This is a genomic window from Phreatobacter stygius, from assembly GCF_005144885.1.
Classification (GTDB): Bacteria; Pseudomonadota; Alphaproteobacteria; order Rhizobiales; family Phreatobacteraceae; genus Phreatobacter; species Phreatobacter stygius.
The window spans coordinates 5,212,650-5,238,505 of record NZ_CP039690.1 but is presented as its reverse complement, the minus strand read 5'-3'; the positions used below and the strand labels follow the sequence as shown (position 1 = coordinate 5,238,505).

Below are 25,856 nucleotides of genomic sequence, written 5' to 3'. Positions count from 1 at the left end.
CGCCGACAACGGAGACACAGCATGGCCAAGCGGACGCTGATCAAGGGCGCCCAGGTGGTGACCATGGACGACGCCTTGGGCGACTTCGCCGAAGCCGATATCCTGGTCGAGGATGGCGTCATCCGGGCCGTCGGCGCGTCGCTCGACGCCGGCGGCGCCGAGACCATCGACGCCACCGACATGATCGCGCTGCCCGGCATCATCGATGCCCATAACTGCCTGTGGCAGACGGTGCTGCGCGGCTTCGTCCCCGACCTCTGGCCGGGCAGCTATTTCAGCCAGTTCCTGCCGCTCCGCTCGAAATTTCGCCCTGAGGACAATTTCAACGCCGCCTATCTCGGCGGTTTCGAAATGCTGTCCTACGGCACCACCACGGTGGTCGATTATTGCCACAACGTGCGTGGCCCCGGTTATGCCGAGGCTTCCATCCGGGCGCTGAAAGAGACCGGCATCCGCCACGTCTTTTCCTATTCCTTCATGAGCGCGCAGCCGGACGGCTTCGCGCGCCCGGAGGACCGTTTCGCCGATGCCCGGCTCACCCATGACCGGTTCCACGATCCCGCTGGCCTGACCACGATCAATATCGGGGTGGAGTCGCTCGGCGCCCCCGGCCTCGAGGCCCAGCTCGCCTTCGCCCGCGAGCTCGGTGTCGCGAGCTGCATCCATGTCCACCAGGCCGACGCCGTCACCGAACTGGCGAGGCGCGGACTGATCGGCCCCGACCTGATGGTGATCCACGGCAATGCGCTGACCAATGGCGAGCTGGAGCTGATGGCGAAAGCCCGCATGCCGATCTGCTTCACGCCCTCGGCCGATGTCCAGGGCACGCCCGCCGACGTGGTCCGGCGCGCCATGGAGCGCGGTGTCGACGTGGTGTTCGGCTGCGACGTGCCGTGCCATGTCGCTTCCGATCCGATCGGCCAGCTCCGGGTGATGTACAACGTGCAGGGTTTCATCGACGGCGCCATGGCGCGCTCATTCGGTTCGGTCGCCGGCCGGCGGCCGCCGGTCGGGCCGGGCATGCCGCTGTTGAAGCCGCGCGACCTGATCCGTATCGCCACCATCACGACCGCCCGGGTGCTCGGTCTCGACGACCGCTTGGGCAGCCTGACGCCAGGCAAACGCGCCGATATCCTGCTGGTTCGCAAGGGGCCGTTCGGCGGCTCGGTCGCGCCCGATGCCTGCGCCCATCTCCTGTTGCAGACGAGCCCGCGCGACATCGACACCGTCATGGTGGACGGGCGGATCCGCATGCGTGGCGGCGCCTTGCAGGGTTTCGACGCGCGACGCGCCAAGGCCATGATGGCGGACTCGCGCGGCCGGATTCTCGGTGCGGCCTGAGCGGCAGCGCCGGCAAGGGTCGGGGTGATCGGATATGGAAGGATCGGCTTCCGATTCTGCACGCGCGCCCGGTCGCCTTGTTTCCCGACCGTCGCATGAAGGCCGCGGAGACAGGCTCACCTCACAGCGTCTTGGCCGGGTTTGTCCCGGCCAAGACGATGGATCCCCACCTGCGCCAGCCCTGGCCCGGCCCGATCGGCAACCATTGACGAGGCCCGCGACCATGACCACCGGAAAGCCGACAAGCTACAGCCCCGATCGGCGCGCCCAGCAATGGAGCGCGGCGGTGCCGGTCCGCTCCTATGCCCGCGACAGGGCCGACGGGCCGCGTTTCCACATCCGGGAATCGAACCACATCCAGGGCTTCTACCCCACCCACAAGCACGACTACTTCCAGATCATCTATTTCAGGACGGCCGCGCCGACGATCAGGATCGGCCTGACCGCCGACAAGCCCGCCCCGGGATCGATCTATTTCATCGGACCGATGGTGCCGCACCAGGTGCGTTTCGACCGGTCGACCCGCTGCGTGGTGGTCTATTTCGATCTCGACTTTCTGCGTCCCGACCTGACCACCTCCTATCCGGCCGCCGAGCTCGCCCGCATCGCGCCGGAACTCTATCCCTTCGTCTGGCAGAACCATGTCGAACTCGGTCTCGGCAACGAAGCCCGGACGCGGCTGGAACGATGCCTCGCAGTCATCCGGGCAGCTCACGACGCCCCAAGGCTCTGTTCCGGCGCGGTGATCCGCGCCGAACTGTCGCTTTTGCTCGCCGGCATCTGCCAGGATCACGAAGCCGACTTTGTCCATCTCGCCAGCAGCCTGCCGGCGCCCGGCCGCGACGGCGACCACATGCGCCGGATCGCTGATTATATTGGCGAGAACTATGCCGGCCCGACGAGCCTGGCGCGCGCCGCCGCGGCGACCCGCCTGTCGCGCAGCCGCTTGTGTGCGCTGATCCGCGGCCATACCGGCAAGACCTTCCAGACCCTGGTTGCCGAGATGCGGATCGAGGACGCCTGCGAGCGCCTGGCGGTCACCGACGAGCCGGTCGGGCGCATCGCCCACGGCGTCGGCTATCACGACGAGAAGTATTTCCTCCGGGCCTTCAAGAAGCTGACCGGCCTGACGCCACGCGAATTCCGGTCGAAGAAGGCCGGACCCGACCGCGAAGCGGACATGGCGAGGCCGGGCCTCGCCATGTCCATGTCAGCGGTTCACCTCCGCAGCGAGTCCAGTTCCTCGTGATTGATGGCAACCTGCTGCGCCTTGGTGTAGCTCTCGATCAGCAGCCGGTAATGCGGCCAGGCCTCGGCATAGACCTCGGCCCACTGCGCCGCATCCGGCCGGTTCCAGCTTCCCTGCAGTTCGGACAGCGTCGCCCCGGTGTCGATCGGGACGGCACCGGCCTGAGCGAGGCGGGCGATCGTCAGGTCGGAGGCCATTTTGGAGACGGTCCCGGAGGCGTCGACCACCGAGAAGACACGGTAGCCGGCCGTGACCGCGCTGATGCTCGGAAAGGCCAGGCAGACGCTGGTGATGGTGCCGGCGATGATCAGCGTCTTTTTGCCGGTCGCCTCGACGGCCGCGACGAAATCTGGATTGTCGAAAGCGTTGATCTCACCCCGGCGCGCGACATATTTGGCGTGGGGCGCGGACTGATGGATTTCCGGGATCAGCGGTCCGTTCGGTCCTTGCGGCACCGACGCGGTGGTGATGACGGGGATCTTGGCAAGCGTCGCCGCTTTGGCCAGCGCGACGACATTGCGGCGCAGGCGCGGCACGTCGATATCCTCGACCACCTGAAACAGCCCGCTCTGGTGATCGACCAGCAGCATCGCGGCATCATTCACGTCGATGGTCGGCTTGGCGCCGTTGAAATTGGCGGCATTGGCGATCGTGTTCATCACATTCTCCTCGTGTTGCCGGGCCGGCGGCCCGTTGAGACCCGCGCCGCGCGCGTGTCGGTTTTCCGGGGCGGCCGTTGCCACCCCCGGCCTGCCCTCAGGCTTCGATCCGGCCGAAGCGGCCCGCCTGAAAGTCGGTCATCGCCTGGCGGATTTCCTCGGCGCTGTTCATGACGAAGGGACCGTTCATGACGACCGGTTCGTCGATCGGCTCGCCGCTGAGCACCAGCACCGATGCATCGGTTTCAGCCTCCAGCGTCAGTTCGCCGCCTTGGCTGTCGAGCAGAACGAACTGGGCGTCGCGTGCCGCGTCGGCGCCGTTGATCCTGATGGCGCCGCGCAGCACCACCACGCCGACCGTCTGGCCCTCGGGCGGAGCCAACGATGTTGTCCCGCCGCTTGTCAGCTTCAGGTCCCAGATGTTGATCGGCGTGAAGGTGCGGGCCGGGCCATGATGACGGCCATGGTCGCCGGCAATGACGCGCAGCGTGCCCGCGCCGTCAGGCAGGTCGACGGCGGGAATGTCGCGGTCGAGCAGCGTCTGGTAGCCCGCCGGGGCATTCTTGTCGCTGGCCGGCAAGTTGACCCAGAGCTGGATCATTTCGAGCGTCCCGCCCTTTCGGGTGAACTCCCGGGAATGAAACTCCTCGTGCAGGATGCCGGAAGCCGCGGTCATCCACTGGACGTCGCCGGGGCCGATCAGACCACCATTGCCGGTGGAGTCGCGGTGCTCGACCTCGCCCTGATAGACGATGGTGAGCGTCTCGAAGCCGCGATGCGGGTGCACGCCAACGCCGCGCGGCCGATCGGCCGGCGCGAAGTCCTGCGGGCCAGCATAGTCGAGCAGCAGGAACGGGCTGACATGCTGGCCGTGCGAGCCATGCGAGAAGATCGAGCGGACCGGAAAACCGTCGCCGACCCAATGCGGCCGGGTGCCGCTATAGACCCCTAGGACCCGTCTCATGATGTTTCTCCTTAGCTGCCCCCTCGGGGGCATCGCGTTGGAAAAACAATATGTTTGGGACAATCAGCGCAGTAGCCTGCGAAACTCGGTCACAGAGTCCTATTCCGAGAACGATGGTGGCTATGATGCAGGACCTCAACGACTTGTACTACTTCGTCCAGGTGGTGGATCACGGCGGCTTCGCACCCGCCGGCCGGGCACTCGGCGTAGCCAAGTCGAAGCTCAGCCGCCGCATCGGATTGTTGGAAGAGCGGCTCGGCGTCAGGCTGGTTCAGCGGTCGACCCGCCGCTTCGCGGTCACCGATGTCGGACAGGCCTATTACCGCCACTGCCTGGCCATGGTGGTGGAAGCCGAGGCCGCGCAGGAAGAGATCGACCGGACGCGCTCGGAGCCACGTGGCGTGGTGTGCGTCTCCTGCCCCGCGTCGGTCCTGTATTTCCAGGTCGCCGAGATGATCGCCCGCTTCATGGCCGACAATCCCAAGGTGAACGTGCATCTGGAAAGCACCAACCGGCGGGTGGACGTGATCCGCGAGGGTTTCGACATTGCGCTGCGTGTCCGCTTCCCGCCGCTCGATGAAAGCGATCTTGTGGTCAGGATCCTCGCCGAAAGCGTGCAGCGCCTGGTCGCCAGCCCGGCGGTTCTCGCCGGCATCACTCATCCGCTCGTGCCCGCCGACCTCGGCACCCTGCCGAGCCTCGGCTGGGGGCCGCCGCACCAGGATCACGAATGGTGCCTCGAGGGCCCGGATGGAGCGACCGCGGTGGTGCGCCACGCGCCGCGCCTGATCACCGAGGACATGGTCGCACTGCGCCTTGCCGCCCTGCGCGGCGTCGGCGTCGTGCAGCTTCCGGCCATGGTGGTGAGACGCGACCTGCAGGCCGGAACGCTCGTCGACGTCCTGCCGAACTGGGCGCCGCGGGCCGGCATCATCCACGCCGTCTTTCCCTCCCGCCGCGGCCTGCTGCCGTCGATCCGCAAGCTGATCGACTTCCTGGCGGCGGACTATGCCAGGCTCGCCCGTGACGAAGCCGCGCATGCCCCGGCGCCCGCCGCTGCGCATTGAGGTGAACAACGGGCTTGACTCCCGGGCGGACAGGATCGACGATCGTGCAATCGATTGCACGACCTGGCGCCGGCACGACGCCATGGCGCAACCGCGACGAAGAACGCGGGTCGAAACGAAGGGGAGAGACGAGATGACCGGCATGCGACTGACACGACGGGGAGCGCTGGGCGCCGGGCTCGGCGCGCTTGCCCCTGTCTTTGCACCGAACCTTCAGGCCCAGGACTTCATGACGCCGGAGACGCTGCGCGTCGGCTCGGTGCCCTATATTTCCGCCGGGCCGACCTTCATCGCGCTCGCCCGCGGCTATTTCGACAAGGTCAATCTGAAGGTCGAGATGAAGAGCTTCGCCGACGGTGGCCTCGCCATTCCGATCCTGACCGCCGGCGAACTCGACATCACCATATCGACCTGCTCGGCGGGCCTGTTCAACACGCTCGCCAAGGGCGCGCCGTTCCGCCTGTTCACCGGCGGCAGCCGCGAGCGGCCGGGCGTCGGCTCGCAATGTTTCATGGTCAGCAACGAACTGCACGCCAAGGGGCTGACCAGCATCGCCGAGATCGCCAAGGCCAAGGGCTCGACCATCGGCATCAGCGTGCGCGGCTCGATCTCGCAATTCCTCTATTCGAAGGCTCTGGCGAAGGGCGGCCTGAAGCCCGACGATGTCGAGTGGCAATGGGGTGTTGCCAGCAATATCTCGCCGCAGATGCTGGGCGCCAACCGCATCGGCATCACCAATCTGCCGGTGCCGATGTGTTTCGCCGCCGAGAAGCGTGGCCTCGGCAAGATCCTGTTCTGGGGCGACGAGGCGGCACCCGACACCCAGATCGCCTTGTGGGCGGCGAGCGGCGAGGCCCGCGCCCGCCGCCGCTCGGCCCTGGTGCGCTTCGCCATGGTGCAGCGGCAGGCAGCGCAGGACTTCATGCAGGCCGCGCGCGACGGCAATCCTGCGATCATCAAGATCCTGGCGGATGCGACCGGCCTGCCGGCCGAGATCATCGAGACGTCGCGGCCGCGCTGGTCCGGTTACGCCCCGGACGGCATGCCGAACCTGGATTCGGTGATGGAACAGGCCGCCTTCTGGCACCGGGCCGGGATGATCCCGAAAGTGCCCTCCGCGGCGGAGGTCTTCGAACTCGACATCGCCGAGGAGGCCCGCAAGCGCCTCGACGACAAGAACCCCTTTATCTGATCTCCGGCAGGGCCGAAACATCGGCGGGAGGCACCGATCAGCATGGAAGACAGCGTGATGAAAAAGACATTGTTCCGCAACGGGTGGGTCGTGACGATGGACGAGGCCATCGGCGATATCGAGCGCGGCGAGGTGCTGATCGAAGGCGACAAGATCGTTGCGGTCGGCCGCTCACTCGGCGCCGGCGCCGACGAGGTCATCGACGCCACCGACATGATCGTCATGCCCGGCCTGGTCAATGCCCATATGCACACCTGGCAGGCTGGCCTGCGCGGCATCGGTGCCGAATGGCCGGCGGGCGCCTATCACCGCCACGTCCACGGCAACATGGCCATGCGCTACACCGCCGAGGACACCTATCTCGGCAATCTCGTCGGCGCGCTCAACCAGATCGACAATGGCGTCACCACGCTGTTCGACTGGTGCCATATCCTGCGCGACCTGCCGATGGCCGAACGGGCGGTGGACGCACTGGAGGAGAGCGGCATCCGCGCCCTGTTCGGCCACGGCACCGCCAAGCCGGTTCAGGCGCCGGGCGAGAAGCATCATTCGGAAATCCCGCATCCGCGCGAGCGCGTCGAGGCGCTGCGCCGAGGCCGGCTGGCAAGCGACGACCGGCTGGTGACCCTGGCGCTCGCCATCCTCGGGCCGGAAATCTCGACGGCCGAGGTGTGCCTTTCCGACTATCGGCTGGCGCGCGAATTCGGCCTGGTCTCGACCTGCCACGTGTCCTATCCGAGCGGCCAGCGCGTGCAGGAAAACGGCTGGCCGGCGCTCGCCGCCGCCGGCCTGCTCGGCCCCGACCACAATATCTGCCACGGCAACGCTCTGTCGGACAGCGACCTCGACTTCATCCTCGACCACGGCGTGACGGTCACCCCCACCGTCATGCTGGAACTGCAGGCGAAAGCCGATCCGCCGCTCACCGTGCGGGCGCGTGACCGCGGCGCGGTCATCTCGCTCGGCATCGACACCGAGCCGCTCTGCTCCGGCGACATGTTCAACGAAATGCGGTCGACCTGGATGCATTATCGCCACTTCACCAATATCGCGCGGGCCAAGGCCGGCAAGCCGCTCGGCGAGATCGCGGTGAAGGCCCGCGAAGTGCTCTACTGGGCGACCATGGGCGGCGCCAAGGCGATGCGGCTCGACCATCGCATCGGCTCGCTGACACCGGGCAAGAAGGCCGACCTGGTGCTGCTCGACACCAGCGATCTCGACCTGTTCCCGGTCTTCGATCCGGTGGTGAGCATTGTCGGTTATGCCAGCGGCGGCCATGTCGACAGCGTCTATATCGACGGCGTCGCCCGCAAGCGCGGCGGCCGGCTGACCTTCCCTCGGGAGGTGCTGCAGGCACGCAAGCGCGCGCTCACGGAGGCCACGGCGCGGGTCATGACGGAAGCGGGTTTGAGCCTGCCGATCGGGTGACGGTGGAATGCGCCGATAGACCAACCCTCTCCCAAAGGAAGAGGGTGGCGGCGCATAGCGAGTGCGAACGCATCTCGCGTTCGCTCGATGCTATGAGGCGCCGGTGAGGGGTCGTCCATATCCGGATAGGGCAGCATGCAGCGCGAGCATCGGCATGAGCCCTCGAGGCTTACGCCCCTCACCCGCCCGCTGACGCGGGCACCCTCTCTCTTTGGGAGAGGGTTGGTTCGCGCGCCGCCGCTCGTCCCTCGTTGTGCTCAAGACGCACGTCCCCTTCCCCGCCGAACTGGACGATAATCCACCAGATCGGGACGAAAGCGCCTGTCCGCATCAGCCCGCTCGACTAGGCTTCCTGACCGGAAGAGCTGCCGAAAACGGGGCTCCAGCTGGGCAGGAACAAGGCCATGATCCACGCGCACGACACATCGCTTTCGGAGGACCAGCGGCTGATGCGGCAGAGCTGCCGCTCGTTCGTGGACGATATCGTCACCCCGTTCATCCGCTCGAACTGGCAGCGCGAATGGGACATGAGCCCGGCCGGGCGGCTGCCGCCCGAGATCCTCGAAGGCGCCGACCGGATCGGCATCCGCACCCTCGGCGTGCCGGAGGCCCAGGGCGGCATCGAGCTCGACCGCGATACCGAGGTGAGGACCTTCGCGCTGATCGCGGAAGAAATCGCCCGTGGCGATTCCGGTCTCGCCGACAAGCTGGTGCAGAACTGGAAGGTGTCGATCCTGCTGCGGGAATTCGCGCCTGATCAGCTGCAGGCGACCTGGTTCCCGCGGCTCATCGACGACCCGCAATTCCTGCTGGCCCATTGCTTGACCGAGCCGCGCGGCGCCTCCGACCGCTGGCTGCCCTATAACGTGCCCGAAGCCGCCATGCACACCAAGGCCGTGCTCAAGGACGGCCATTGGGTGATCAACGGCCACAAGCAGTTCATCTCCAACGGCTATGATGCGAGCCTCTACGTCGTCTACGCCAATACCAATCCGAAGGTCGGCATGCTGCAGGGCACGTCGAGCTTCCTGGTGCCGCGCAATACGCCCGGCCTGACGGTGACCAAGTGCAACGAGACGCTCGGCTGCCGCTTCATGAACAATGGCGAGATCGTCTTCGAGGATTGCCGCGTGCCGGCCGATCACCTTCTGGTCGAGAGCGAGGCGCTGGGCAAGGCCGGGGTCTATTTCCGCGCCGGCAAGATCATCCAGGCGGCCAAGAACCTCGGCGTCGGCGTCGCCTGTTTCGAGCGCACCGCCGACTATGTGCAGAACTATGTCCAGGGCGGCCGCATCCTGATCAAGCACCAGGCGGTGGCGCTCAGGCTCGCCGACATGGCGACCCGCATCGAGGCGGTCCGTTCGCTGGTCGAGCGCGCCGCGAAAGCCGTCGACGAAGGCCATCCCGACATGGACGCGCTCTGCAACATGGCCAAGGTCTACGCGTCAGAAGAAATCATGAAGGTCGCCCAGCACGCGCTGGAACTGCATGGCGGCAATGGCGCGATGCTGGAATTCGGCGTCGAGAAACTGTTCCGCGACGCGGCGATCTTCCTGCATATGGACGCCACCGTCGACGTCAGCCGGATGAAGATCATCAAGACCATGTTCCCGGCAACCGCCGGCAAATATGCGGGACCCGAGGCCTGAGGCGGCCGTGAGGGGATGAGCCGCACGGTTGGGCAAACCCTCTTGCATGTTTGCGGGACCGACTCAGCGCAGGCTGAGAGGTGCGTCGAGGCCGGTGGCCACCGGCCTCGACGCGGATGTCCGGGACCGTTTCACCCTTTGGCTCAGCACCGCGGGAGAGCATGGTCCGGCCGTCCTCTGGCTCTTGTCCTGAACAGATGCTGGGGAGGAAGTCCCGTATGCAAGGCAAGGAAGCGTCCAAACAAGAGACCGAAGGCAAGTCTACCGTGGGAATCGACGTCAGCAAGAGCTGGCTCGACATCCACGTTCTGCCCGGCGGGGAGACCCACCGTTTTGCCAATGCCGAGTTGGGCATCCGGCAGTTGAAGCGCTGGCTTCAGCGCTTTGATCTGGCGCTGGTCGTGGTCGAGGCGACCGGCAAGTGGCACCGCCAGGTTCGCCGAAGCCTGCATGCCTCGGGCGTGCCGGTTGCCGTGGTCGATCCTTATCGCGTGCGCATGTTCGCGCGTGCCACGGGCACCTTGGCCAAGACCGACCGGCTCGATGCCCGCGTGTTGGCCCTGTTCGCGCGGGCCATGAACCCGGCCCAGCGACCGCCGGCACCGGAAGCCCTCGATGCGCTCAATGAGTTGGTCAGCGCCCGCGATGCGGCCGTCGACGAACAGACAGCCCTCAAGAACCAGCGGCACGCGGTCACCGACAAGTTCCTGATCCGCCATCTCGCTCACCGTCTCACCCGGATCGCCAAGGCTATCGAAGCCATCGCCGGCGAGATCGCCAAACGCATCGCGGCCGATCCATGCCTGGCCAGACGCCACGACATTCTGATCTCGATCCCTTCGTTCGGCCCGGCGGTCGCCACGACCCTGGTGGCCGCCCTGACCGAGCTGGGGACCTGCAACATCAAACAGATCAGCCTGTTGGCGGGACTAGCCCCGATCGCCGATGATTCGGGTGAACGACAGGGCGTCCGCGTCATCTGGGGCGGACGCTCCCGGGTGCGCCGCGTTCTCTACCTGGCGGCGCTCTCGGCCACGCGCTGCAACGCCGACATGAAAAGTTTCCACGACCGCCTGATCGCCAAGGGCAAGAAGCCCAAATGCGCCCTCATCGCCGTGGCTCGAAAGCTCGTCGTCCTCGCCAACACCCTTATCGCTCAGGACCGCACTTGGGCCACTCACGCTCCAAAACAGGCTTGACCCGAAACACAGATGCTCTCCCGCTTGCGACAGTGGGTGGCGGCGCATAGCGAGTGCGAACGCATCTCGCGTTCGCTCGATGCCATAGCGAGATGCGAACGCGTCTCGCGTTCGCTCGATGCCGTAGCGAGATGCGAACGCGTCTCGCGTTCGCTCGACGCCATAGCGAGATGCGAACCGTCTCGCGTTCGCTCTACGCTTTGGGAGGCGCCGGGTGAGGCTCTGAAAAGGGCCGCCCCTTCATTTCCAGCGGGAATGCACGGCGCGCATCGACGCGGTCACCCTCAGCCGGGCGCTGCCGCGGCCACCCTCTCCCACGCAGACGTGGGCGAGGGTCATGGGCGTTTCGCCGGAGCGGGGTCATGGCGCACGCATAGCTCCGCGCCAGCCCCTCCTAATCAGCCAGCAAACTCGCCATGATCCGCTCGCGGCTGAGCGGCAGGTGGCGGATGCGGCTGCCGAGCGCGCGCGCCACCGCATTGCCGATGGCTGCCGCGACCGGGCCCTGGGAGGCCTCGCCGACGCCGAGCGGCCGGTCGGCGGTGACGTTCAGGAGCTCGACGGTCACCGGCGGCACCTCGGAGAAGCGCAGGATCGGATAATCGTCCCAGGTGCGGCTGGCGATCGCGCCCTCGGCGAAACGCACCTGCTCCTTCAAGGTCCAGCTCGCCCCCTGCAGGATGCCACCCTCGATCTGGTTCCTGACGCCGTCAGGATTGATGACGAGACCGGCATCGACCGCCGACCAGATGCCTGACAGACGGACTTCCTCGCCGACCTCGACCTCGGCCACCACGGCGCAATAGGCGGCGCGGTTCTTGTAGCGGGAAAAGCCGATGCCCTGGGCCCGGCCGGTGCCGGCCTCGGCATCGCTGCGCCAGCCGGCAGTCCTGGCGGCGGCCTGGATCACGGCGCGGGCGCGCGGATCGCCAATGAGCTCCAGGCGGTAGGCGAGCGGGTCGCGGCCGGCGGCCTCGGCCAATTCGTCAAGGAAACACTCGATCGCGAAGACATTGGCGAAGGCGCCGAGCGTGCGCAGCGACGAGGCACGCACCGGCTGGGCGGTGATCAGGTGGTGGATGATGCGCTGGCCCGGCACAGCATAAGGGATCGCCGCATTGCGGATGCCGCCACCGCCGGCGGCGTCGGGAATGTCGGCGGCCGGGGCGGCCGCCGGCGGATCAGGCAAGGCCTCGGCAAGCTGCAGGTTGACATTGCCATTGGTGCCGGGCCGGGCCGCATGGGGCGGGCTCCAGATCTCGGTGGTCCAACCGGCCGGGCGGCCCTCGGCGTCGAGGCTCGCCTGGAGCCGCACCGCCATGGCGGCCCCGACCGGCGAAAAGCCGAGCTCGTCGTCGCGCGTCCACTCGACCCGGACGAGCCGGCCAGGATGGCGGAGCGCCAGGAAGGCGGCATCGGCCGCCGCGTCGTCGGCGCCGTTATGGCCGTAGCAACCGGCGCCCTGCCGATGCATGACCGAGACGGTGGCCGGATCGAGCCTGAGCGCCCGGGCGATCGCGCCGCGCAAGGGAAACACCCCTTGCGAGTGGCTGAAGACGGTGAGGTGCCCGGCGTCCAAGCGGGCGAGGCCGCAGGACAGGCCGATCGAGCCATGCGCGAGAAAGGGCCGCGAGTACGTCGCGACGATCGGCTCGCCAGCGGCCACCGGCGGTTCACCGGTCTCGATGACGCGATCGCTGACAACCTGGCCCATCAGCCAGTCCGGCGAGCCGGCCTGGTCCGGCACGGCCTCGCCGCCGGCCCAGATCGCCTGTGCACGCAGGATGTTTCTGGCGAGGCCGAGCGCGTGCTCGCTCCGGGCGGTCAGCGCCAGCACATTGCCATCGCGGTGCCAGGCAATCGTATCGCCGAACCGGCCCAGGCTTGCCGGGTCGAAACCTTCAAGGGTCGCACCGCGCCGGGGTGGCCGCATGACCCAGCCAAACACCATGCCGGGCTCGGCGATGTCCTGGATGAACGGCGCGCCGGTGACCTTGGCCTCGAGATCGAGGCGCGGCAGGCTTTGCCCGACGAAGCGATAATCCCCCGGCCCTTTGACCGGAGCCGCGCCGGTCGCGGCGCGCGACCAGTCGATCATTTCGGCGAGCGACCAGTAATCGAGATTGGTCGGCCGGCCGTCCCGGGTAAAGGCGCCGTCTTCGACAGCGAGGTCGGCAACGTCGGCGCCCAACCGGCTGGCCGCGGCCGCTGCCAGGAGCCCGCGCGCTTCGGCCGCGACCAGCCGGATGGCGCCGCCCGAGGCCTCGACCGACTGACTGCCGGCGGTATAGCCCTCGTTCGGCCCCTGATCGGTATCGCCGGAGACCATGGTGATCCGGGCGAGCGGCACATCCAGCTCTTCCGCCGCGATCTGGGCGAGCGCGGTCAAGACGCCTTGCCCCAGCTCGACCTTGCCGGTTGCAATGACGACATTGCGATCCGCAAAGCGGATCCAGCGGTCGAGCCGCGGATTGGCGGCAAGACTTGGCGGCAGGTCACCCGGCGGCATGGACGCCTCCGCCGCGCAGCACGCTCGCCGCGCGTTCGACCGCCGCGATGATGCGGTTCTGCGCACCGCAGCGGCAGAGATGGCGATCGAGCGCCAAGGCGATCTCGGCGCGTGACGGATCCGGATTGGCGGCGAGCAAGGCAAGGCCCGACATCATGATACCGGAGAGGCAGAAGCCGCATTGGCCAGCCTGTTCATCGATCAGGGCCTGCTGCAGCGGGTGCAGGCCGCCGGCCGAAATGCCTTCGACCGTGGTCACGGCACGACCGGCGAAGGCCGCGGCCTCGCGCCCGCAGGACGGCACCGGCTCGCCATCGACCAGCACCATGCAGGCGCCGCATTGTTCCAGGCCGCAGCCGAGCCGCGTCGCCTTCAGCCCGAGGCGGTTGCGCAGGAGCTCGATCAGCATGACCGGATCGTTCGCGTCCATGGCGACGGCCTGGCCGTTGACCTGCAGCGACAAGGCCCCGGTCACAACCGAAGCCCCGCACGCGCCGCGACCAGGAAACTGTCGTCGACATAACGCGAGGCCGGTGGCGGCACGCCGTTCCAACCGCCCTCCAGCTCGGCGCGCAGCGCCAGCACGGTCGCCATGCCCTCGGCATTGACCCTGGCATCACGGAACAGGCCGGTCACGGGATGGACCGCCTGGTCATAACCGGCGGCGGCCGCGGCCGGATCCATCTTCACCCGCGCGACCAGAAGGGCGATGGCCGTGTCGCGATTGGCCGGATCGAAGGTCCAGGCAAGACCGGCCAACAGGCCCCTGAGATAGGCCACCAGCTTCGGCCGCTCGGCGGCAGCGAAGCGGCGCAAGGCGAAGACGCCGATGCCCTGATAGGGACCGATCCAGCGCGACACCGGGCCAAGCCGCTTCAGGCCGCCGCGTGCGGCGATATCGGCATAGCTCGGGCTCAGCAGCGTCGCGGCGAAACTCTTGTCCTCGATCATCGCGGCGACGCGCCGGTCGGTCGCGCCGACCGATCGCAGGTGATAGTGGACACCGGCGGTCAGCCCGGTGAGAGCCAGGATCTTGCGCAGTTGCAGGGCGAAAGCGGTGTTCGGCGCATCGACGATCACGGTCCGGCCCATCAGGTCGGCGATATCAGACACGTCCGGCTGCACCACCAGTTCGTTCATGCCGTCGTCGAGACCTGCGACCACGACCACATCGACGCCGTCGGTCTCGACCATGGCGATGGCATTGTCGACGGCGGCATGAGCCACATCGATCTCGCCGGCGGCAAGCGCCCGCCGCAAGCCCGGCGAATCCGGAGTCCAGGCGATCTCGACCGCCAGTCCCTCGGCCGCGAAGAACCCCTGCGTCTCGGCCGCCAGCAGCGGCAGGTTGCCGGCGCCGGCAAAAGACATGACGCGAAGCCGGGCGGGCGTCCGTCCCGCGCCCTGCCCGGCCGGTGTCGCCTGGCTGCCGCCGGTCTTGGTCGAATCATTCACGGGCACTGCTCCAGATGCTCTGCCGATCGAGCGCCGAATGGCCGCTCGTTGGGCGCGGGCGAATTCTTGGCAATCGATTGCACAATGTCAATCACCGCCTTGTCGACGCTCCCTGCGCGTCGCCTCGCGCGCGTTTGGCCCGCGCGATTGACGCCAAGACAAGGACAATGCCACTTGTCCTGACAACAATGATCGGATCGGCATGGCGAAGTCACCCGCAGGGAAAAAACCACCTTCGGCGCGTCTGCCCGTCGCCGACCGGCCGCCGGCAGCTCCGGCCCGGCTCAAGGATGTCGCCGATCATGCCGGCGTGCACATCTCGACGGCATCGCGCGCCCTCGACCCGCTCAAGGAGCGGCGCATCTCGCCCGATGTCGCCGAGAAGGTGAAGGCCTCGGCGCGCGCGCTCGGCTATCAAGGCAACGTGATCGCCGCGAGCCTGCGCCGCCGCCGCTCGCATACCGTCGGCGTGGTCGTGCCGGACCTGACCAATCCGATGTTTCCGCCGATGTTTCGTGGCATCGAGGACCGCCTGCAGCAGATCGGCTACAGCGCGCTGCTGACCAATTCCGACTTCAATCTGGAGCGGGAATGGCAGTTGCTCGACATGTTCATCAAACGCCAGGTCGACGGGCTGATCCTGGCGACCGCCCGGCTCGACGATCCGATCGTCAGGGCGGCGCTGGAGCGCGGCATGGAGATCGTGCTGATGAACCGCTCGACCGCCGGTACCGCGGTCCCCGCCATCCTGGCCGACGAGCCGGCCGGCATCCGCGAAGCCTTCGACCACCTCCACGACCTCGGTCATCGGCGCATTGCCCATATCGCCGGGCCGCAGGATGTCTCGACCGGCCGCACCCGTCGCGAGGCCTTTGCCGCGGTGGCGGCAAGCCATGGCCTGGAGGCCGGACCACGCAATGTCGTCATCGCCGGGCAGTTCAGCGAGGAGGCCGGCCGGCGCGCGGCGCTGCACCTGCTGGAATCGGGATTTGCCCCAACCGGCATCGTGGCCGCCAACGACGCGCTGGCGCTCGGCGTCTACGACGCCCTGGACGAGCTCAATCTCGCCTGTCCCGGCGATGTCTCGGTGACCGGCTTCAACGACATGCCTTTCGTCGACAAGCTCAAACCGGCGCTCACCTCGGTGCGTATTCCGCAGTATCGCATGGGCTACGAGGCCGCCGACGAACTGGTCGCCCGGCTCGACGACCCCGCAAGGCCGGTGGCCCGGCGCATCCTGCCGCCGAAATTGATCATCCGGGACTCGACCGGGCCGGTGCGGCAAAGCGCCTGACCCCGCGGCGTTGACGGAAATCCGGCGCGCCCCATAATGCAACCGATTGCGCAAGCTTTAGCCCGCATCGCCCCTGGGAGGTCGACATGCGCCTGACACGACGGACGGTCCTGGCCTCGGGGCTCGGCGCCCTAGGTGTTTAGTCCCGGCATTTGATGGAGTGGATCGAGCCTGAATCGTTGAGGCTCTGTTGTCCAGAGTTTGCAGATGAATTCGTAGGGTGTGAGGCCCTTGAGGGTCTTCAGCCTCCGCCCGAAATTGTAGGCGCTGACGAAGTCGGCGAGATGCGCTTCGAACTGCCGGTGGCTGTCGTAGTGGTAACGCTTGACGGTGGCTTCTTTGATGGTGCGGTTCATGCGCTCGACCTGGCCGTTCGTCCAAGGGTGCTTCACCTTGGTGAGGCGGTGCTCGATGCCGTTCTCCTGGCAGCGCATGCCGAACATGTGCGTCACGTAGCGCGCCGTCGGACCATCGGCATACCGTGGCGGGAAGGTGAACTGGATGCCGTTGTCGGTGAGAACGGTATGGATCTTGTAGGGGACGGCCTCGATCAAGGCCGAGAGGAAGGCTGACGCGGAGGTCCGCCCCGTCTTCCTGACGATCTGTACGACGGCGAATTTGCTCGTGCGATCGATGGCGACATAGAGGTACAGCTTGCCCTCAGCGGTCTGCACCTCGGCGATATCGATGTGGAAGAAGCCGATCGGATAGGATTTGAACTTCGTCTTCGCCGGCTTCTCGCCTTCGACCTCGGGCAGGCGGCTGATCCCGTGACGCTGCAGGCAGCGGTGCAGGGATGACCGCGTCAGCGTCGGGATCGTCGGCTGTAGCGCATAGAGGCAGTCGTCGAGCGGCAGCAAAGTATGCTTCCGGAAGGCGACGATCACGGCCTCTTCCTCAATCGTCAGCACTGTCGAAGTCGGGTTCTTCGGCCCGGTCGGCACATCGGTCACCGAGGTCCGCTTCTTCCACTTCGCGACCGTCTTCTGGTTAATCCCGTAGCGCTTAGACAGAGCCCTCAGGCTCTCTTGACTATGTTGTATCGCTCGACGGACCGCCTCAGTCGTCGTGGCGCTCCCGTGGAGAACCTGGCCCATAGCGCGTCCCTCGATTCCTGCATCGAGATTGCACCATCAAAGCCCGGGATCAAACACCTAGGCAACCTCGCGGCTCCGGTCACCCGGGCGCAGGATTTCATGGCGCCGGAGCAGCTCAGGGTCGGCATCGTGCCCTATATCTCCTCAGGCCCGACCTTCATCGCCATCGCCAAGGGCTATTTCGACAAGGTCAACCTGAAGATAACCACCCAGAGCTTCGCCGATGGCGGGCTCGCCATTCCGATCCTCACCGCAGGCGAACTGGACGTCACCGTGTCGACCTGTTCGGCGGGCCTGTTCAACACGCTCGCCAAGGGCGCGCCGTTCCGGCTGATCATGGACCGTAGCCAGGAACTGCCGCAGCGTGGCTCGCAATGTTTCATGGTCAGCAACGAGCTGCACGCCAAGGGCCTGACCAGCATCGCCCAGATGGCGAAAGCCAAGGGCTCGATCATCGGCATCAGCGTGCGCGGCTCGATCTCGCAATTGCTCTATACCAAGGCGCTGGAAAAGGGCGGCCTGACACCCGACGACGTCGAGTGGCAATGGGGGGTGGCCGGCAACAGCTCGCCGCAACTGCTCGGCGCCAACCGCATCGGCATCGCCAACCTGCCGGTGCCGCTCTGTTTCGCGGTGGAGAAGCGTGGCGCGGCCAAGATCCTATTCTGGGGCGACGAGGCTCAACCGGGTGCCCAGGTCGGGCTGTGGGCGGCGAGCGGCGAAGCGCGCACCCGCCGGCGCTCGGCCCTGGTGCGTTTCGCCATGGCGCAGTTGCAGGCTGCGCGCGATTTCATGAAGGCGGCGAGCGACAGCAATCCCGAGATCAACCGCATCCTGGCGGAAGCCACCCAGTTGCCGCCTGAACTTATCGAAGGCGCCCGGCCCCGCTGGTCCGGCTATCCTCTTGATGGCATGCCGAACGTCGCCTCCGTGATGGAACAGGGAGCCTTCTGGGCGAAGGCCGGCCTCATTCCCAAGGCGCCAACGCCGGCCGAGACCTTCGACCTCGGCATTGCCGAGGAAGCGCGCAAGCGGCTCGACGACAGGAACCCCTTCGTGTGAGCGAGGGGCCGCTGCTTCCGCTGAGCTCGACTGGTCTCAGCTGAGTTTGATGTGCCTCAGACAGCAGGTTTCGAAGCGCCAGAGGTCGCCGTGACGGCGGGCGAATTCGCCCTCGTAGGATTCAAGGCAGGCGCGGGCGACATCCTCGCTCACCTCCGCGGCAGCGGCAATTTCCTTGACCTCGCACCAGCAAGGCATGTCCTTGAGCTGGGCCAGGACATATCTTCGAACCGCGCCATTCGGCCGGTCGTCATGGGGCCTTTTCATGATCGATCACCAGCGAAACAGCCGTCCGGCAAGGCGAGCGGCTTTCATCCTGGCTTGATGTAGGAAAGCAATTCCGCGACCGGAAGGGCCCGACCGTCAAGGGTGCTCCGCGCGATCGGTGGCTTGCGCAATGGCGGCGCGTCGCCTTGGCAGGCCGGACCACGCCGGATGAGGCGCGCGGCTCCGCGATATCGCGTCCTCGACTTCAATAATACTGGATATATCGGGCGAAATCCCTGCCGCAACGGCCGTCGGACCAGCTCTCCGGCGGATTGAGGCCAATGTCACGATGAAGCCGCGGTTCGGCCTCGGGACCAGCTAATGGCGCACCGCGGGGCCGGCCGAAAACCGACCGCCAGGCCAGGCCCAAGGCTGCCAGCCATGACCGCGTGGGTCGGTCATCCAGCCGCTCATGCGGCGAACAGGTCGTGCTGCACTGGACCATGACGCTCTCGATCTCCGGACGACGCTTCAGCCGGACGATGCGCCTTGCGCTCCAGCCGAACAATCCGGCTTGAACGAACCTATTGTTCACTCCTATAAACAAGCATGCAGCTCGACCTGATCTAGAATCTGCTGATCTTCACCCGGGTGGCCGAGGCCCGCAGCGTCACGAGGGCAGCCGAACGGCTGGGCCTGTCCAAGGCCGCCGTCAGCGTCAGGCTGAAGGCGCTGGAGCGCGAATTGGCGCTGCAACTGGTCAACCGCAGCACCCGCTCGCTGACGCTCACCGATGCCGGCGAACGGCTTCTCGACGGCATGGACCGCATGCTCGCCGATGCCAGCGATACCCTTGCCAACGTGCGCGACCTGGCGCTCAAGCCGACGGGACGGCTGCGCATCACCGCCTCGATCGGCGTCGGCATCAGCTTCGCCGCACCGCTCATCCCGGGCTTCCTCGACCGCTATCCGGAAATCGAGGTCGAGCTGTCGACGAGCCAGGACATCGCCGACCTGGCCGCCCAGGGTTTCGACCTCGGACTGCGCTTCGCCAATATCGTTCGCGGCACCGACATGGCCTGGCCGGTGGGGCGGGTCGATTGGTATCTGGTCGCCTCGCCCGGCTATCTGGCCAGGCGCGGCGTGCCACGCGAGCCCGCCGACCTCGCCGCGCATCGCTGCCTGCTCTATGGCTGGCAGTCCGTGCACGATCCCGCCTGGCGGTTCAGCCGCAATGGCCAGAGCCAGCCGGCGCCGGTGCAGGCGGCCTTCAAGGCCAATAACGGCGAACTGCTGATGCAGGCGGCCCTCGAAGGCGGCGGCGTCACCATGCTGTCGGGTTTTGCCTGCCGGCGGCACGTCGCATCCGGCGCGCTGGTGGCGCTCTTGCCCGAATGGACCATCGAGGGCTCGGATGCCGAGATCATTTTTGCGGTCAGGCCGTGGAGCGCGCGTGTGCCGCGGACAGTCAGGGCCTTCGTCGACTACCTGCAGGAGATCGAGACGCGGGCGTCGCCCACGGCTTGAGGCCGACACAGGTTATCGGGCAACGGCCACCGCTTCGATTTCGATCATCGCTTCAGGCGTATAGAGCGCCTTGACCTCGACGATCGAGTCGGCCGGAAACGGCGCGGCGAAATGCTTGCGGCGAAGCGCGACGACCTCGTCAAAATGCCCCATGTCGGTGACGAAGATGGTGACCTTGACGACCTGCTTCAGGCTCGAACCTCCCGCCAGCAGCGCCCGTTCCAGATTGGCGAAGGCTTGCTCGCCCTGGGCCCGAAAGCCGCCCGCGACGATATCGCCGTCGTCGCCATAGCCGGCCTGGCCGGAGATGAACAGGAACTCACCGGCACGGATCCCCTGGGACAGGAGATAGGGCTCGTAAGGGTCAGGAGAGGTGACGACACGCGCGATATGCATGAGATGACTTCTTTCGTTTCCGGCCGTGAATGGCCACCACGAAAGTAGGAACGGCCCAGCTTCTCGACAAAATCGAATTGCTCACTCGTGAGATGAGCTGAGCTCAGCTATAGAAGGATCATGAGAAAGCTGCCGCCACTCGCCGCCCTGCGTGCCCTCGAGGCCGCCGGCCGCCATCTCAGCTTCAAGCGCGCCGCCGAGGAGCTCGCCGTCACGCCGACTGCGATCAGCCACCAGATCCGGCTGCTGGAAGCGACGCTCGGACAGACGCTGTTCGAACGGCGGGCACGGCGGGTGGCCCTGACACCGGCAGGCCAGAAGCTCTACCCGACGCTTCGGGACAGTTTCGACGCCATGGCGCAGGCGGTCGCCGCGGTCCGGGTCCAGGACGCTGGCCGGGCCGTGACGCTGACCGCGACGCTCGCCTTGACCTCGATGTGGCTGGTGCCGAGGGTCGCGGCGTTCCGCGCCCGGTTTCCCGATATCGGCTTGCGCCTGCTGGCCTCCGACGACGTCGTCGATCTCGGCACCGGCGCCGCCGATATCGCGGTGCGTTACGGCAAAGGCCCCTATCCCGGCTGCCGCTCGGAGCTCTTGCTGCAGGGCCGGTTCGCACCGGTCTGCAGTCCCGGCCTCGGCCTTCGCACGGCCGATGACCTTGCCCGGCATGCCCTGATCCACTTCGAATGGCGCCACATGAGCGAGCACACGCCGCTCTGGCCCAACTGGTTCGCCGCAGCCGGCCGGCCCTATTCGAACGCCGGCGGCGAGATCGTCTTCTCCGACGAGACCCATGCGGTCCAGGCCGCCGCGGCTGGCCAGGGGGTCGTGCTGGCAAGCCTCGCATTGGTCGCCAACGCGATCGCGAGCGGCCTGCTCGCCGCACCATTCGGGCCGGTTCTCGACGGCGCCGGCTTCCATGTCGTGACCCCCGACCATCTCGCCGGCGACGCCAAGGTGACGGCAGTGCGCGAATGGCTGGTTGGCGAAGCTGCCGCGGTGGCCGGGACGATCACGACGCCAGTTGCCTAGAAACCGATCTCTTCGGCCATTCGCGATATCCGGCAAGTCCGGCCGGCGACACGATACGACGCCGGGTCTGATGCGCCCGGACGGGCTCCGGGACCCACGACGCGACCCAGCCCCTCGCCCGAGGCCCTTGCTGGTGCACCGCGTGCCGTGGAAGAACCTGCGGCCCCTCTTCGACGTCCCGTCGCGAGGCGTACCGGCCTGAACCGCCCCAGATCATGCATGAGCCTTCGCCACAGCAGCCGCTGACCCGCGCCGTCCTGAGGGAAGCGCGCGCCTCGCTGGCGCTCGGCTGGCCGCTGGTGCTGACCAATATCGCGCAGGTCGCGCTGATCGCCACCGACCTCATCTTTGTCGGCCGGCTGGGCAAGAATGAGCTTGCCGCCACCGCCATGGCCGCGAGCCTCTACCAGGCGGTCATGCTGTTCAGCATGGGCATCGTCTCGGCCTCCATGCTGCTGATGGCCAGGACGCTCGGTCGCGATCCCCATGCGGTCGACGATATCAGGCGCACCGTCACCCAGGGTTTGTGGAGCGCCGGATTGATCTCCGTTCCGGCCTGGGCTCTGCTCTGGCATTGCGACAGCATCTTCGTGTTGCTTGGCCAGGACCCGGACCTCGCCGCCCGCTCGACCGGTTTCATGCATGCGCTGCAATGGGGGCTCTTGCCCTATCTCGGCTATATCGTGCTGCGTTCGTTCCTGGCCGCCATGCAAAGGCCGCTCTGGACCATGCTGGTCGCGGCCGTCGCCGCCGCCTTCAACGCGCTGGCCGGCTGGTGCCTGATCTATGGCCATCTCGGCTTTCCGGCGCTCGGCCTGACCGGCGCGGGCCTCGCCACCTCCGGCGCGATGGTCGTGCTGTTCCTTGGGCTGGTGGTGGTGGTCGGCCTCGACCGGCGGTTTCGCGGCTATCGCCTGTTCCAGGGCCTGTGGCGGCCGGACCTGAAACGGCTCGCCGAGATCTGGCGGCTCGGCCTGCCGATCGGCATGGCCCAGGCCTTCGAGACCTCGATCTTTTATGCCTCCGCCATGATGATGGGCTTGCTCGGCGCAACCGCGCTCGCCGCCCACGCGATCGTGGCGCAGATCGGCGGCGCCACCTTCATGGCGGCGATCGGGCTGAGCCAGGCAGCGAGCGTGCGCGTCGGCCGGGCCCATGGCGCCGCCGATCCGGCGGCCGCCCGGCTCGCCGGCTGGACCGCCTATGGCCTCACGGTTGCTTATATGCTGATCGTCGCCGCCGTCATGCTGGTGACGCCGAAGACACTGATCGGGGTGTTCATCGACACCGAAGCACCGCTCAACCGCGACGTCGTGCTGCTCGCCTCGACGCTGCTGATCTGCGCGGCTTTGTTCCAGCTCGGCGACGGGATCCAGGTCGCCTGCCTCGGCATGCTACGCGGGCTGCACGACACCAGCGTGCCGATGCTTTTGACCGCCATCGGCTATTGGGGCATCGGCATGCCGCTGGGTGCGACGCTGGCCTTCGTGTGGGGCTTCGGCGGGGTCGGCATCTGGCTGGGCCTGGCCTCCGGGCTCTCGGCGGTCGCCGTGCTGACCACCTGGCGCTGGGCACGGCTCAGCGCCCGATTGGGGACTTAGTCAGCCGCCGGACAGGAGCTTACCTCGGCCAGCGATTTCACCACGCAATCGGCGCCGAGGCCGGCGGCCGACGGTGTCACCACGATCACGACCAGGCGGCTCGAAAGGTGCCTCGCGATCAGTGCGTTGACGTCGCTGGCGCTGACCCGGCCGACCCGATCGGCATAGGCTTCGAGATCATCCATGCCTTGCCCGTCGAGCAGCATGCCGCGAACGCGGTTGGCGGCGGCGTTCGACCGGCGCATGGCCTCGGCGAATTCCGTGACGATCCGCGTCTTGACCGGCTCGACCTCATCCGGGCCGACCCCTTCGGCAAGAAAACGTTCGAACTCCTGCCGCACCGCGGCGAGCGCGTCGGCGGTCCTGCCGGTGGCGACCGAGCTGCGCATCATCAGCCGATAGTGTCCGCGGGTGAGCGGGCCGATGCTGGCTTCCGTGCCATAGGACGCGCCGAGCCGTTCCCTGACCGCGCGCCACAGGCGCGAGGCCCCGCCCCGCCCCAGCACGGTCATGGCGATGTCGCGCGCCGGTCCCTCCGATGTCGCGTTCCACCCGGTCGCCTGGCCGGCGACGATCACCGTCTGCGCGACCGCCCGCTCGATCGCGATGGTGCGCAGCGGGCGCAGCGGCTGGAACGCCAAAGCAGGTCTCAGTTCGGCGGTCGCCGGCAAGCCGCCGAAGGTTTCGTCGACCAGGGCCGCAACGGCTGCGCGATCGAGCGGGCCGGCGGTGACGACGACGAGATTGTCCCTTGCGAGCACCGCCTTGCGCCAGGCCTCGATATCGGCGAGCGAAACCGCATCGACAACCGAAGGCGGCTCCATGGTCGAGGCGGCGACAAGCGGATGGTCGCCCGCCAGAAGCCGCACCAGGGCATCGGCCGCAAGCGGTTCGGCCGTCTCGCGTTGCGCCCGGGCGCTGCTGATGACCTCGCGCTTGATCCGCGCCAGATGGCGCGGCGGCAGGCGCGGCTCCATCATCATCAGCCTGAGCAGGCGCGCCGCCTGGCCGATCGTTTCGGCCGGGCCGTGAAGCTCGCCGAGGGTGAAGGCCGTCGAGCGCCTGAGGGCGACGCTGGCGCCGAGGTCCTTGAACTCTTCCTCGAGCGCGCCGCCGTCGAACGGCCCGGCCCCGCCGGCGACCAGCAGCCGGGGCGCCAGCCGCAGCAGGCCGATCGTCTCCGGGCTGTGCAGGGCATGCCGGTCGCGCCAGAAGAAGGCCAGGGCCTGCCCGGTCTCGCCGGCCAACGGCAAATGGACCAGCCGGATGCCCTGGGCCGTCGGTGCGTCGGTGATGCCGAAGCCACGCGCTTCGGCTGGCCCGGTGCGGGCCGCAAGCGTCACGACGACGAGCGCAAGCGCCCGAAGCGCCATCCGGCCGAACGAGGCGCCGCCCGTTGGACGCCCGGTCCAGGCCGTCAACCAGGTCGGGATCCAGGTCGCGCTCATTGTGTCCCCGTGGGTGCGAAGATGACGGTCGCCTCGCGCCCCTCGGCGGTCGTGGCACGCAGCAGCGCATTGACCTCCTCGGGCCTGATGCTGGCAACCGCCGGCGCCAGCTCGGCGAGCCGCTCATAGGGCAAGGGATGGCCGAGCCACGAGATCAGGCGCGCCGGCGCCGTCTGGGGATCATCGAGCTCGGTCTTGTGGCGCATCGCATAGCGCCGCTTCAGCCGATCGAGCATGGCCTCGTCGATGCCCTGGACCGCGAGCTCCCGCAGATAGGTTCGCAGCGCCTCGGCAAGCCGCTCGCGGGCCACGTCCGGTTCGGGCACGGCGGTCAGCCCGACCTGCAGCACGCCATCCATCACCCGTTCGAAGGTCACGTTGCGAATCGTCGCCGCCACGGCATCCTGCTCGACCAGCCGGCTATGCGGGCTGCCGCTGAGTTTGCTCGACAGGAACTGGGCGATCAGCGCACGCGCCGCCAGCGTCTTCACCGGGTCCTGATCGGCGAAGGCGATCGCGCGGCTGACGGTGACGGTGACGGCGGCGATCCGCTGGTCCTCCCTAAGGAAGACCATCCGGGCCGGCGCGAGGTTGGGCCTTCGGCCGAGCCAGGGGCGTGCCGGCGGCAGCGCTGGATCGAGCGGCGCCAGGTATTTCGCAGCGGTGCGACGCAGCAGATCCTCCTCCACCGGACCCGTGACGATGAAATAGACGTTGGACCGGCGATACCAGGCGGCCAGAAAACCGCGCCCGTCATCGGATGTCAGCGCCGATATCGTCGCCGGCGTGCCGATGGTCCATTGACCGAGCGGATGGTCGGGGTAGAGGAAGCGATCGACCTCCTGCCAGACCGGCGAGAAAGGATTGGCGCCGACCCGCCAGTTATACTCTTGCAGCACCACGTTGCGCTCGCGCAACGCATCCTGCGGCGTGATCTCGAAGCCGCCGAGCCGGGCGGCATAAAAGGCGAACAACCGGTCCAGCCGGTCAGCCGCATCGGGCGCGTCGGCGGGATAGCGGTGGACATAGCCGGTGATCCTGGAGGTCGTCCAGCCGTTCGACGAGCCGTCGGAGAAGAACCGGAGCGCGGTGTCGCGATGTTCGGCATTCCGGCCGACCAGCACCAGATGTTCGAGATAATGGGCGATGCCCCGGCAGTCATTGCCGGCTTCGTCGGCGCAGCCGGCGAGAACGATCATCTGGAACTGGACGAAGCGCGCCTTGGCGTCGCTGACCAGGAACACACGGTCCGCGACCTGCCGCTCGGCGGCGGCCACCGGTTGCGCCGCGGCGAGCCCCGTCACGGCCAGAACGACAAGCAGTGCGCGAAGGCCAGGCATCCGCAATCGTCCCCGGGCGTTCCGTCAGATGCCAGGCTCGATCCGGCGCATTTCGGCAACGGACCGTTGGCATCAAAACACTACCGCCATCTGATGTCATCCAGGCCGCGATCACGACCACGACAACCGCCGGCCCCCGC

The 25,856-nt window shown here is 67.3% G+C and carries 22 protein-coding genes; 12 read left to right on the top strand and 10 right to left on the bottom strand.

Annotated features, from left to right (window positions below; translation table 11 throughout):
* Positions 1–21: 21 nt before the first annotated feature.
* Positions 22–1,341, top strand: a complete 1,320-nt coding sequence (locus E8M01_RS24660; protein ID WP_136962582.1) for an amidohydrolase family protein — start codon at positions 22–24, stop codon at positions 1,339–1,341.
* 223 nt (positions 1,342–1,564) lie between these two features.
* Positions 1,565–2,590 carry a helix-turn-helix domain-containing protein gene (locus tag E8M01_RS24655; RefSeq protein WP_136962581.1) on the top strand — a complete coding sequence of 342 codons (1,026 nt, stop codon included), beginning with the start codon at positions 1,565–1,567 and terminating at the stop codon, positions 2,588–2,590.
* Here E8M01_RS24655 and E8M01_RS24650 read toward each other — a convergent pair.
* Positions 2,560–3,240, bottom strand: a complete 681-nt coding sequence (locus E8M01_RS24650) for an isochorismatase family protein (RefSeq protein ID WP_215908949.1) — start codon at positions 3,238–3,240, stop codon at positions 2,560–2,562. The two genes, E8M01_RS24655 and E8M01_RS24650, sit on opposite strands and share 31 nt — an antisense overlap.
* Before the next feature lie 106 nt (positions 3,241–3,346).
* Positions 3,347–4,213, bottom strand: coding sequence for a pirin family protein (locus E8M01_RS24645; RefSeq protein ID WP_136962579.1), 867 nt, complete (start codon positions 4,211–4,213; stop codon positions 3,347–3,349).
* Positions 4,214–4,338: 125 nt separating this feature from the next.
* On the opposite strand from E8M01_RS24645, the gene E8M01_RS24640 reads away from it, so the two are divergent.
* The 5 genes from E8M01_RS24640 to E8M01_RS24620 all read left to right on the top strand — a co-directional run bounded on the left by E8M01_RS24640 (position 4,339) and on the right by E8M01_RS24620 (position 10,748).
* Positions 4,339–5,280, top strand: a complete 942-nt coding sequence (locus tag E8M01_RS24640; RefSeq protein WP_136964805.1) for a LysR family transcriptional regulator — start codon at positions 4,339–4,341, stop codon at positions 5,278–5,280.
* A 133-nt stretch (positions 5,281–5,413) separates the two neighbouring features.
* Positions 5,414–6,472 carry an ABC transporter substrate-binding protein gene (locus tag E8M01_RS24635; protein WP_170182059.1) on the top strand — a complete coding sequence of 353 codons (1,059 nt, stop codon included), beginning with the start codon at positions 5,414–5,416 and terminating at the stop codon, positions 6,470–6,472.
* Positions 6,473–6,529: 57 nt separating this feature from the next.
* A complete protein-coding gene (locus E8M01_RS24630) occupies positions 6,530–7,900 on the top strand; it encodes an amidohydrolase family protein (protein ID WP_170182058.1) in 1,371 nt (456 codons plus the stop codon).
* Positions 7,901–8,304: 404 nt separating this feature from the next.
* A complete protein-coding gene (locus E8M01_RS24625) occupies positions 8,305–9,549 on the top strand; it encodes an acyl-CoA dehydrogenase family protein (protein ID WP_136962576.1) in 1,245 nt (414 codons plus the stop codon).
* A gap of 218 nt (positions 9,550–9,767) precedes the next feature.
* Positions 9,768–10,748, top strand: coding sequence for an IS110 family RNA-guided transposase (locus E8M01_RS24620; RefSeq protein WP_136958299.1), 981 nt, complete (start codon positions 9,768–9,770; stop codon positions 10,746–10,748).
* Between the two features lie 394 nt (positions 10,749–11,142).
* Here the strand turns inward: E8M01_RS24620 and E8M01_RS24615 are convergent, their stop codons facing one another.
* From E8M01_RS24615 to E8M01_RS24605, 3 genes are read right to left on the bottom strand one after another with little or no spacing between them, the layout of a single operon-like run.
* Positions 11,143–13,257, bottom strand: coding sequence for a xanthine dehydrogenase family protein molybdopterin-binding subunit (locus E8M01_RS24615; protein ID WP_136962575.1), 2,115 nt, complete (start codon positions 13,255–13,257; stop codon positions 11,143–11,145).
* Positions 13,244–13,720 carry a (2Fe-2S)-binding protein gene (locus tag E8M01_RS24610; RefSeq protein WP_215908794.1) on the bottom strand — a complete coding sequence of 159 codons (477 nt, stop codon included), beginning with the start codon at positions 13,718–13,720 and terminating at the stop codon, positions 13,244–13,246. Before E8M01_RS24610 ends, E8M01_RS24615 begins: the two co-directional genes overlap by 14 nt.
* An 8-nt stretch (positions 13,721–13,728) precedes the next feature.
* Positions 13,729–14,712 (bottom strand): ABC transporter substrate-binding protein, encoded by a 984-nt coding sequence (locus E8M01_RS24605; protein WP_136962573.1) that lies wholly within the window; start codon positions 14,710–14,712, stop codon positions 13,729–13,731.
* A 202-nt stretch (positions 14,713–14,914) separates the two neighbouring features.
* Between E8M01_RS24605 and E8M01_RS24600 the strand changes: the two genes are divergently transcribed.
* A complete protein-coding gene (locus tag E8M01_RS24600; protein ID WP_136962572.1) occupies positions 14,915–16,006 on the top strand; it encodes a LacI family DNA-binding transcriptional regulator in 1,092 nt (363 codons plus the stop codon).
* Positions 16,007–16,137: 131 nt separating this feature from the next.
* Here E8M01_RS24600 and E8M01_RS24595 read toward each other — a convergent pair whose 3' ends face one another.
* Positions 16,138–17,103 carry an IS481 family transposase gene (locus E8M01_RS24595; protein WP_136958885.1) on the bottom strand — a complete coding sequence of 322 codons (966 nt, stop codon included), beginning with the start codon at positions 17,101–17,103 and terminating at the stop codon, positions 16,138–16,140.
* 99 nt (positions 17,104–17,202) lie between these two features.
* Between E8M01_RS24595 and E8M01_RS24590 the strand changes: the two genes are divergently transcribed.
* Positions 17,203–18,165, top strand: a complete 963-nt coding sequence (locus tag E8M01_RS24590) for an ABC transporter substrate-binding protein (RefSeq protein ID WP_170182057.1) — start codon at positions 17,203–17,205, stop codon at positions 18,163–18,165.
* Between the two features lie 36 nt (positions 18,166–18,201).
* Here E8M01_RS24590 and E8M01_RS24585 read toward each other — a convergent pair whose 3' ends face one another.
* Positions 18,202–18,432: a hypothetical protein gene (locus E8M01_RS24585; RefSeq protein ID WP_136962570.1), complete on the bottom strand. Its 231-nt coding sequence runs from the start codon at positions 18,430–18,432 to the stop codon at positions 18,202–18,204.
* Positions 18,433–19,005: 573 nt separating this feature from the next.
* Here E8M01_RS24585 and E8M01_RS24580 point away from each other — a divergent pair.
* Positions 19,006–19,899, top strand: a complete 894-nt coding sequence (locus tag E8M01_RS24580) for a LysR family transcriptional regulator (protein ID WP_425467750.1) — start codon at positions 19,006–19,008, stop codon at positions 19,897–19,899.
* A gap of 12 nt (positions 19,900–19,911) precedes the next feature.
* Here E8M01_RS24580 and E8M01_RS24575 read toward each other — a convergent pair whose 3' ends face one another.
* Entirely contained in the window at positions 19,912–20,295 is a 384-nt protein-coding gene (locus E8M01_RS24575) for a RidA family protein (protein ID WP_136962568.1), read from the bottom strand.
* Positions 20,296–20,415: 120 nt separating this feature from the next.
* Between E8M01_RS24575 and E8M01_RS24570 the strand changes: the two genes are divergently transcribed.
* Together E8M01_RS24570 and E8M01_RS24565 are read left to right on the top strand one after the other, a co-directional pair.
* Positions 20,416–21,327: a LysR substrate-binding domain-containing protein gene (locus tag E8M01_RS24570; protein ID WP_136962567.1), complete on the top strand. Its 912-nt coding sequence runs from the start codon at positions 20,416–20,418 to the stop codon at positions 21,325–21,327.
* A gap of 215 nt (positions 21,328–21,542) precedes the next feature.
* Complete coding sequence (locus E8M01_RS24565; protein WP_136962566.1) at positions 21,543–22,928, top strand: MATE family efflux transporter; 1,386 nt, start codon at positions 21,543–21,545, stop codon at positions 22,926–22,928.
* Here E8M01_RS24565 and E8M01_RS24560 read toward each other — a convergent pair.
* Both E8M01_RS24560 and E8M01_RS24555 read right to left on the bottom strand, forming a co-directional pair.
* Positions 22,925–24,376 (bottom strand): M16 family metallopeptidase, encoded by a 1,452-nt coding sequence (locus tag E8M01_RS24560; protein WP_136962565.1) that lies wholly within the window; start codon positions 24,374–24,376, stop codon positions 22,925–22,927. The two genes, E8M01_RS24565 and E8M01_RS24560, sit on opposite strands and share 4 nt — an antisense overlap.
* Positions 24,373–25,716, bottom strand: coding sequence for a M16 family metallopeptidase (locus tag E8M01_RS24555; protein WP_136962564.1), 1,344 nt, complete (start codon positions 25,714–25,716; stop codon positions 24,373–24,375). Before E8M01_RS24555 ends, E8M01_RS24560 begins: the two co-directional genes overlap by 4 nt.
* Positions 25,717–25,856 lie beyond the last annotated feature (140 nt).

What these genes read in the sequence shown, in the direction of transcription:
- E8M01_RS24565 (WP_136962566.1), top strand. Translation starts at nt 21,543, where the DNA reads ATGCATGAGCCTTCGCCACAGCAGCCGCTGACCCGCGCCGTCCTGAGG.
- E8M01_RS24625 (WP_136962576.1), top strand. Translation starts at nt 8,305, where the DNA reads ATGATCCACGCGCACGACACATCGCTTTCGGAGGACCAGCGGCTGATG.
- E8M01_RS24660 (WP_136962582.1), top strand. Translation starts at nt 22, where the DNA reads ATGGCCAAGCGGACGCTGATCAAGGGCGCCCAGGTGGTGACCATGGAC.
- E8M01_RS24590 (WP_170182057.1), top strand. Translation starts at nt 17,203, where the DNA reads ATGGCGCCGGAGCAGCTCAGGGTCGGCATCGTGCCCTATATCTCCTCA.
- E8M01_RS24575 (WP_136962568.1), bottom strand. Translation starts at nt 20,295, where the DNA reads ATGCATATCGCGCGTGTCGTCACCTCTCCTGACCCTTACGAGCCCTAT.
- E8M01_RS24560 (WP_136962565.1), bottom strand. Translation starts at nt 24,376, where the DNA reads ATGAGCGCGACCTGGATCCCGACCTGGTTGACGGCCTGGACCGGGCGT.
- E8M01_RS24570 (WP_136962567.1), top strand. Translation starts at nt 20,416, where the DNA reads ATGAGAAAGCTGCCGCCACTCGCCGCCCTGCGTGCCCTCGAGGCCGCC.
- E8M01_RS24555 (WP_136962564.1), bottom strand. Translation starts at nt 25,716, where the DNA reads ATGCCTGGCCTTCGCGCACTGCTTGTCGTTCTGGCCGTGACGGGGCTC.
- E8M01_RS24600 (WP_136962572.1), top strand. Translation starts at nt 14,915, where the DNA reads ATGGCGAAGTCACCCGCAGGGAAAAAACCACCTTCGGCGCGTCTGCCC.
- E8M01_RS24635 (WP_170182059.1), top strand. Translation starts at nt 5,414, where the DNA reads ATGACCGGCATGCGACTGACACGACGGGGAGCGCTGGGCGCCGGGCTC.
- E8M01_RS24640 (WP_136964805.1), top strand. Translation starts at nt 4,339, where the DNA reads ATGCAGGACCTCAACGACTTGTACTACTTCGTCCAGGTGGTGGATCAC.
- E8M01_RS24585 (WP_136962570.1), bottom strand. Translation starts at nt 18,432, where the DNA reads ATGAAAAGGCCCCATGACGACCGGCCGAATGGCGCGGTTCGAAGATAT.
- E8M01_RS24615 (WP_136962575.1), bottom strand. Translation starts at nt 13,257, where the DNA reads ATGCCGCCGGGTGACCTGCCGCCAAGTCTTGCCGCCAATCCGCGGCTC.
- E8M01_RS24595 (WP_136958885.1), bottom strand. Translation starts at nt 17,103, where the DNA reads ATGGGCCAGGTTCTCCACGGGAGCGCCACGACGACTGAGGCGGTCCGT.
- E8M01_RS24655 (WP_136962581.1), top strand. Translation starts at nt 1,565, where the DNA reads ATGACCACCGGAAAGCCGACAAGCTACAGCCCCGATCGGCGCGCCCAG.
- E8M01_RS24620 (WP_136958299.1), top strand. Translation starts at nt 9,768, where the DNA reads ATGCAAGGCAAGGAAGCGTCCAAACAAGAGACCGAAGGCAAGTCTACC.
- E8M01_RS24630 (WP_170182058.1), top strand. Translation starts at nt 6,530, where the DNA reads ATGAAAAAGACATTGTTCCGCAACGGGTGGGTCGTGACGATGGACGAG.
- E8M01_RS24645 (WP_136962579.1), bottom strand. Translation starts at nt 4,213, where the DNA reads ATGAGACGGGTCCTAGGGGTCTATAGCGGCACCCGGCCGCATTGGGTC.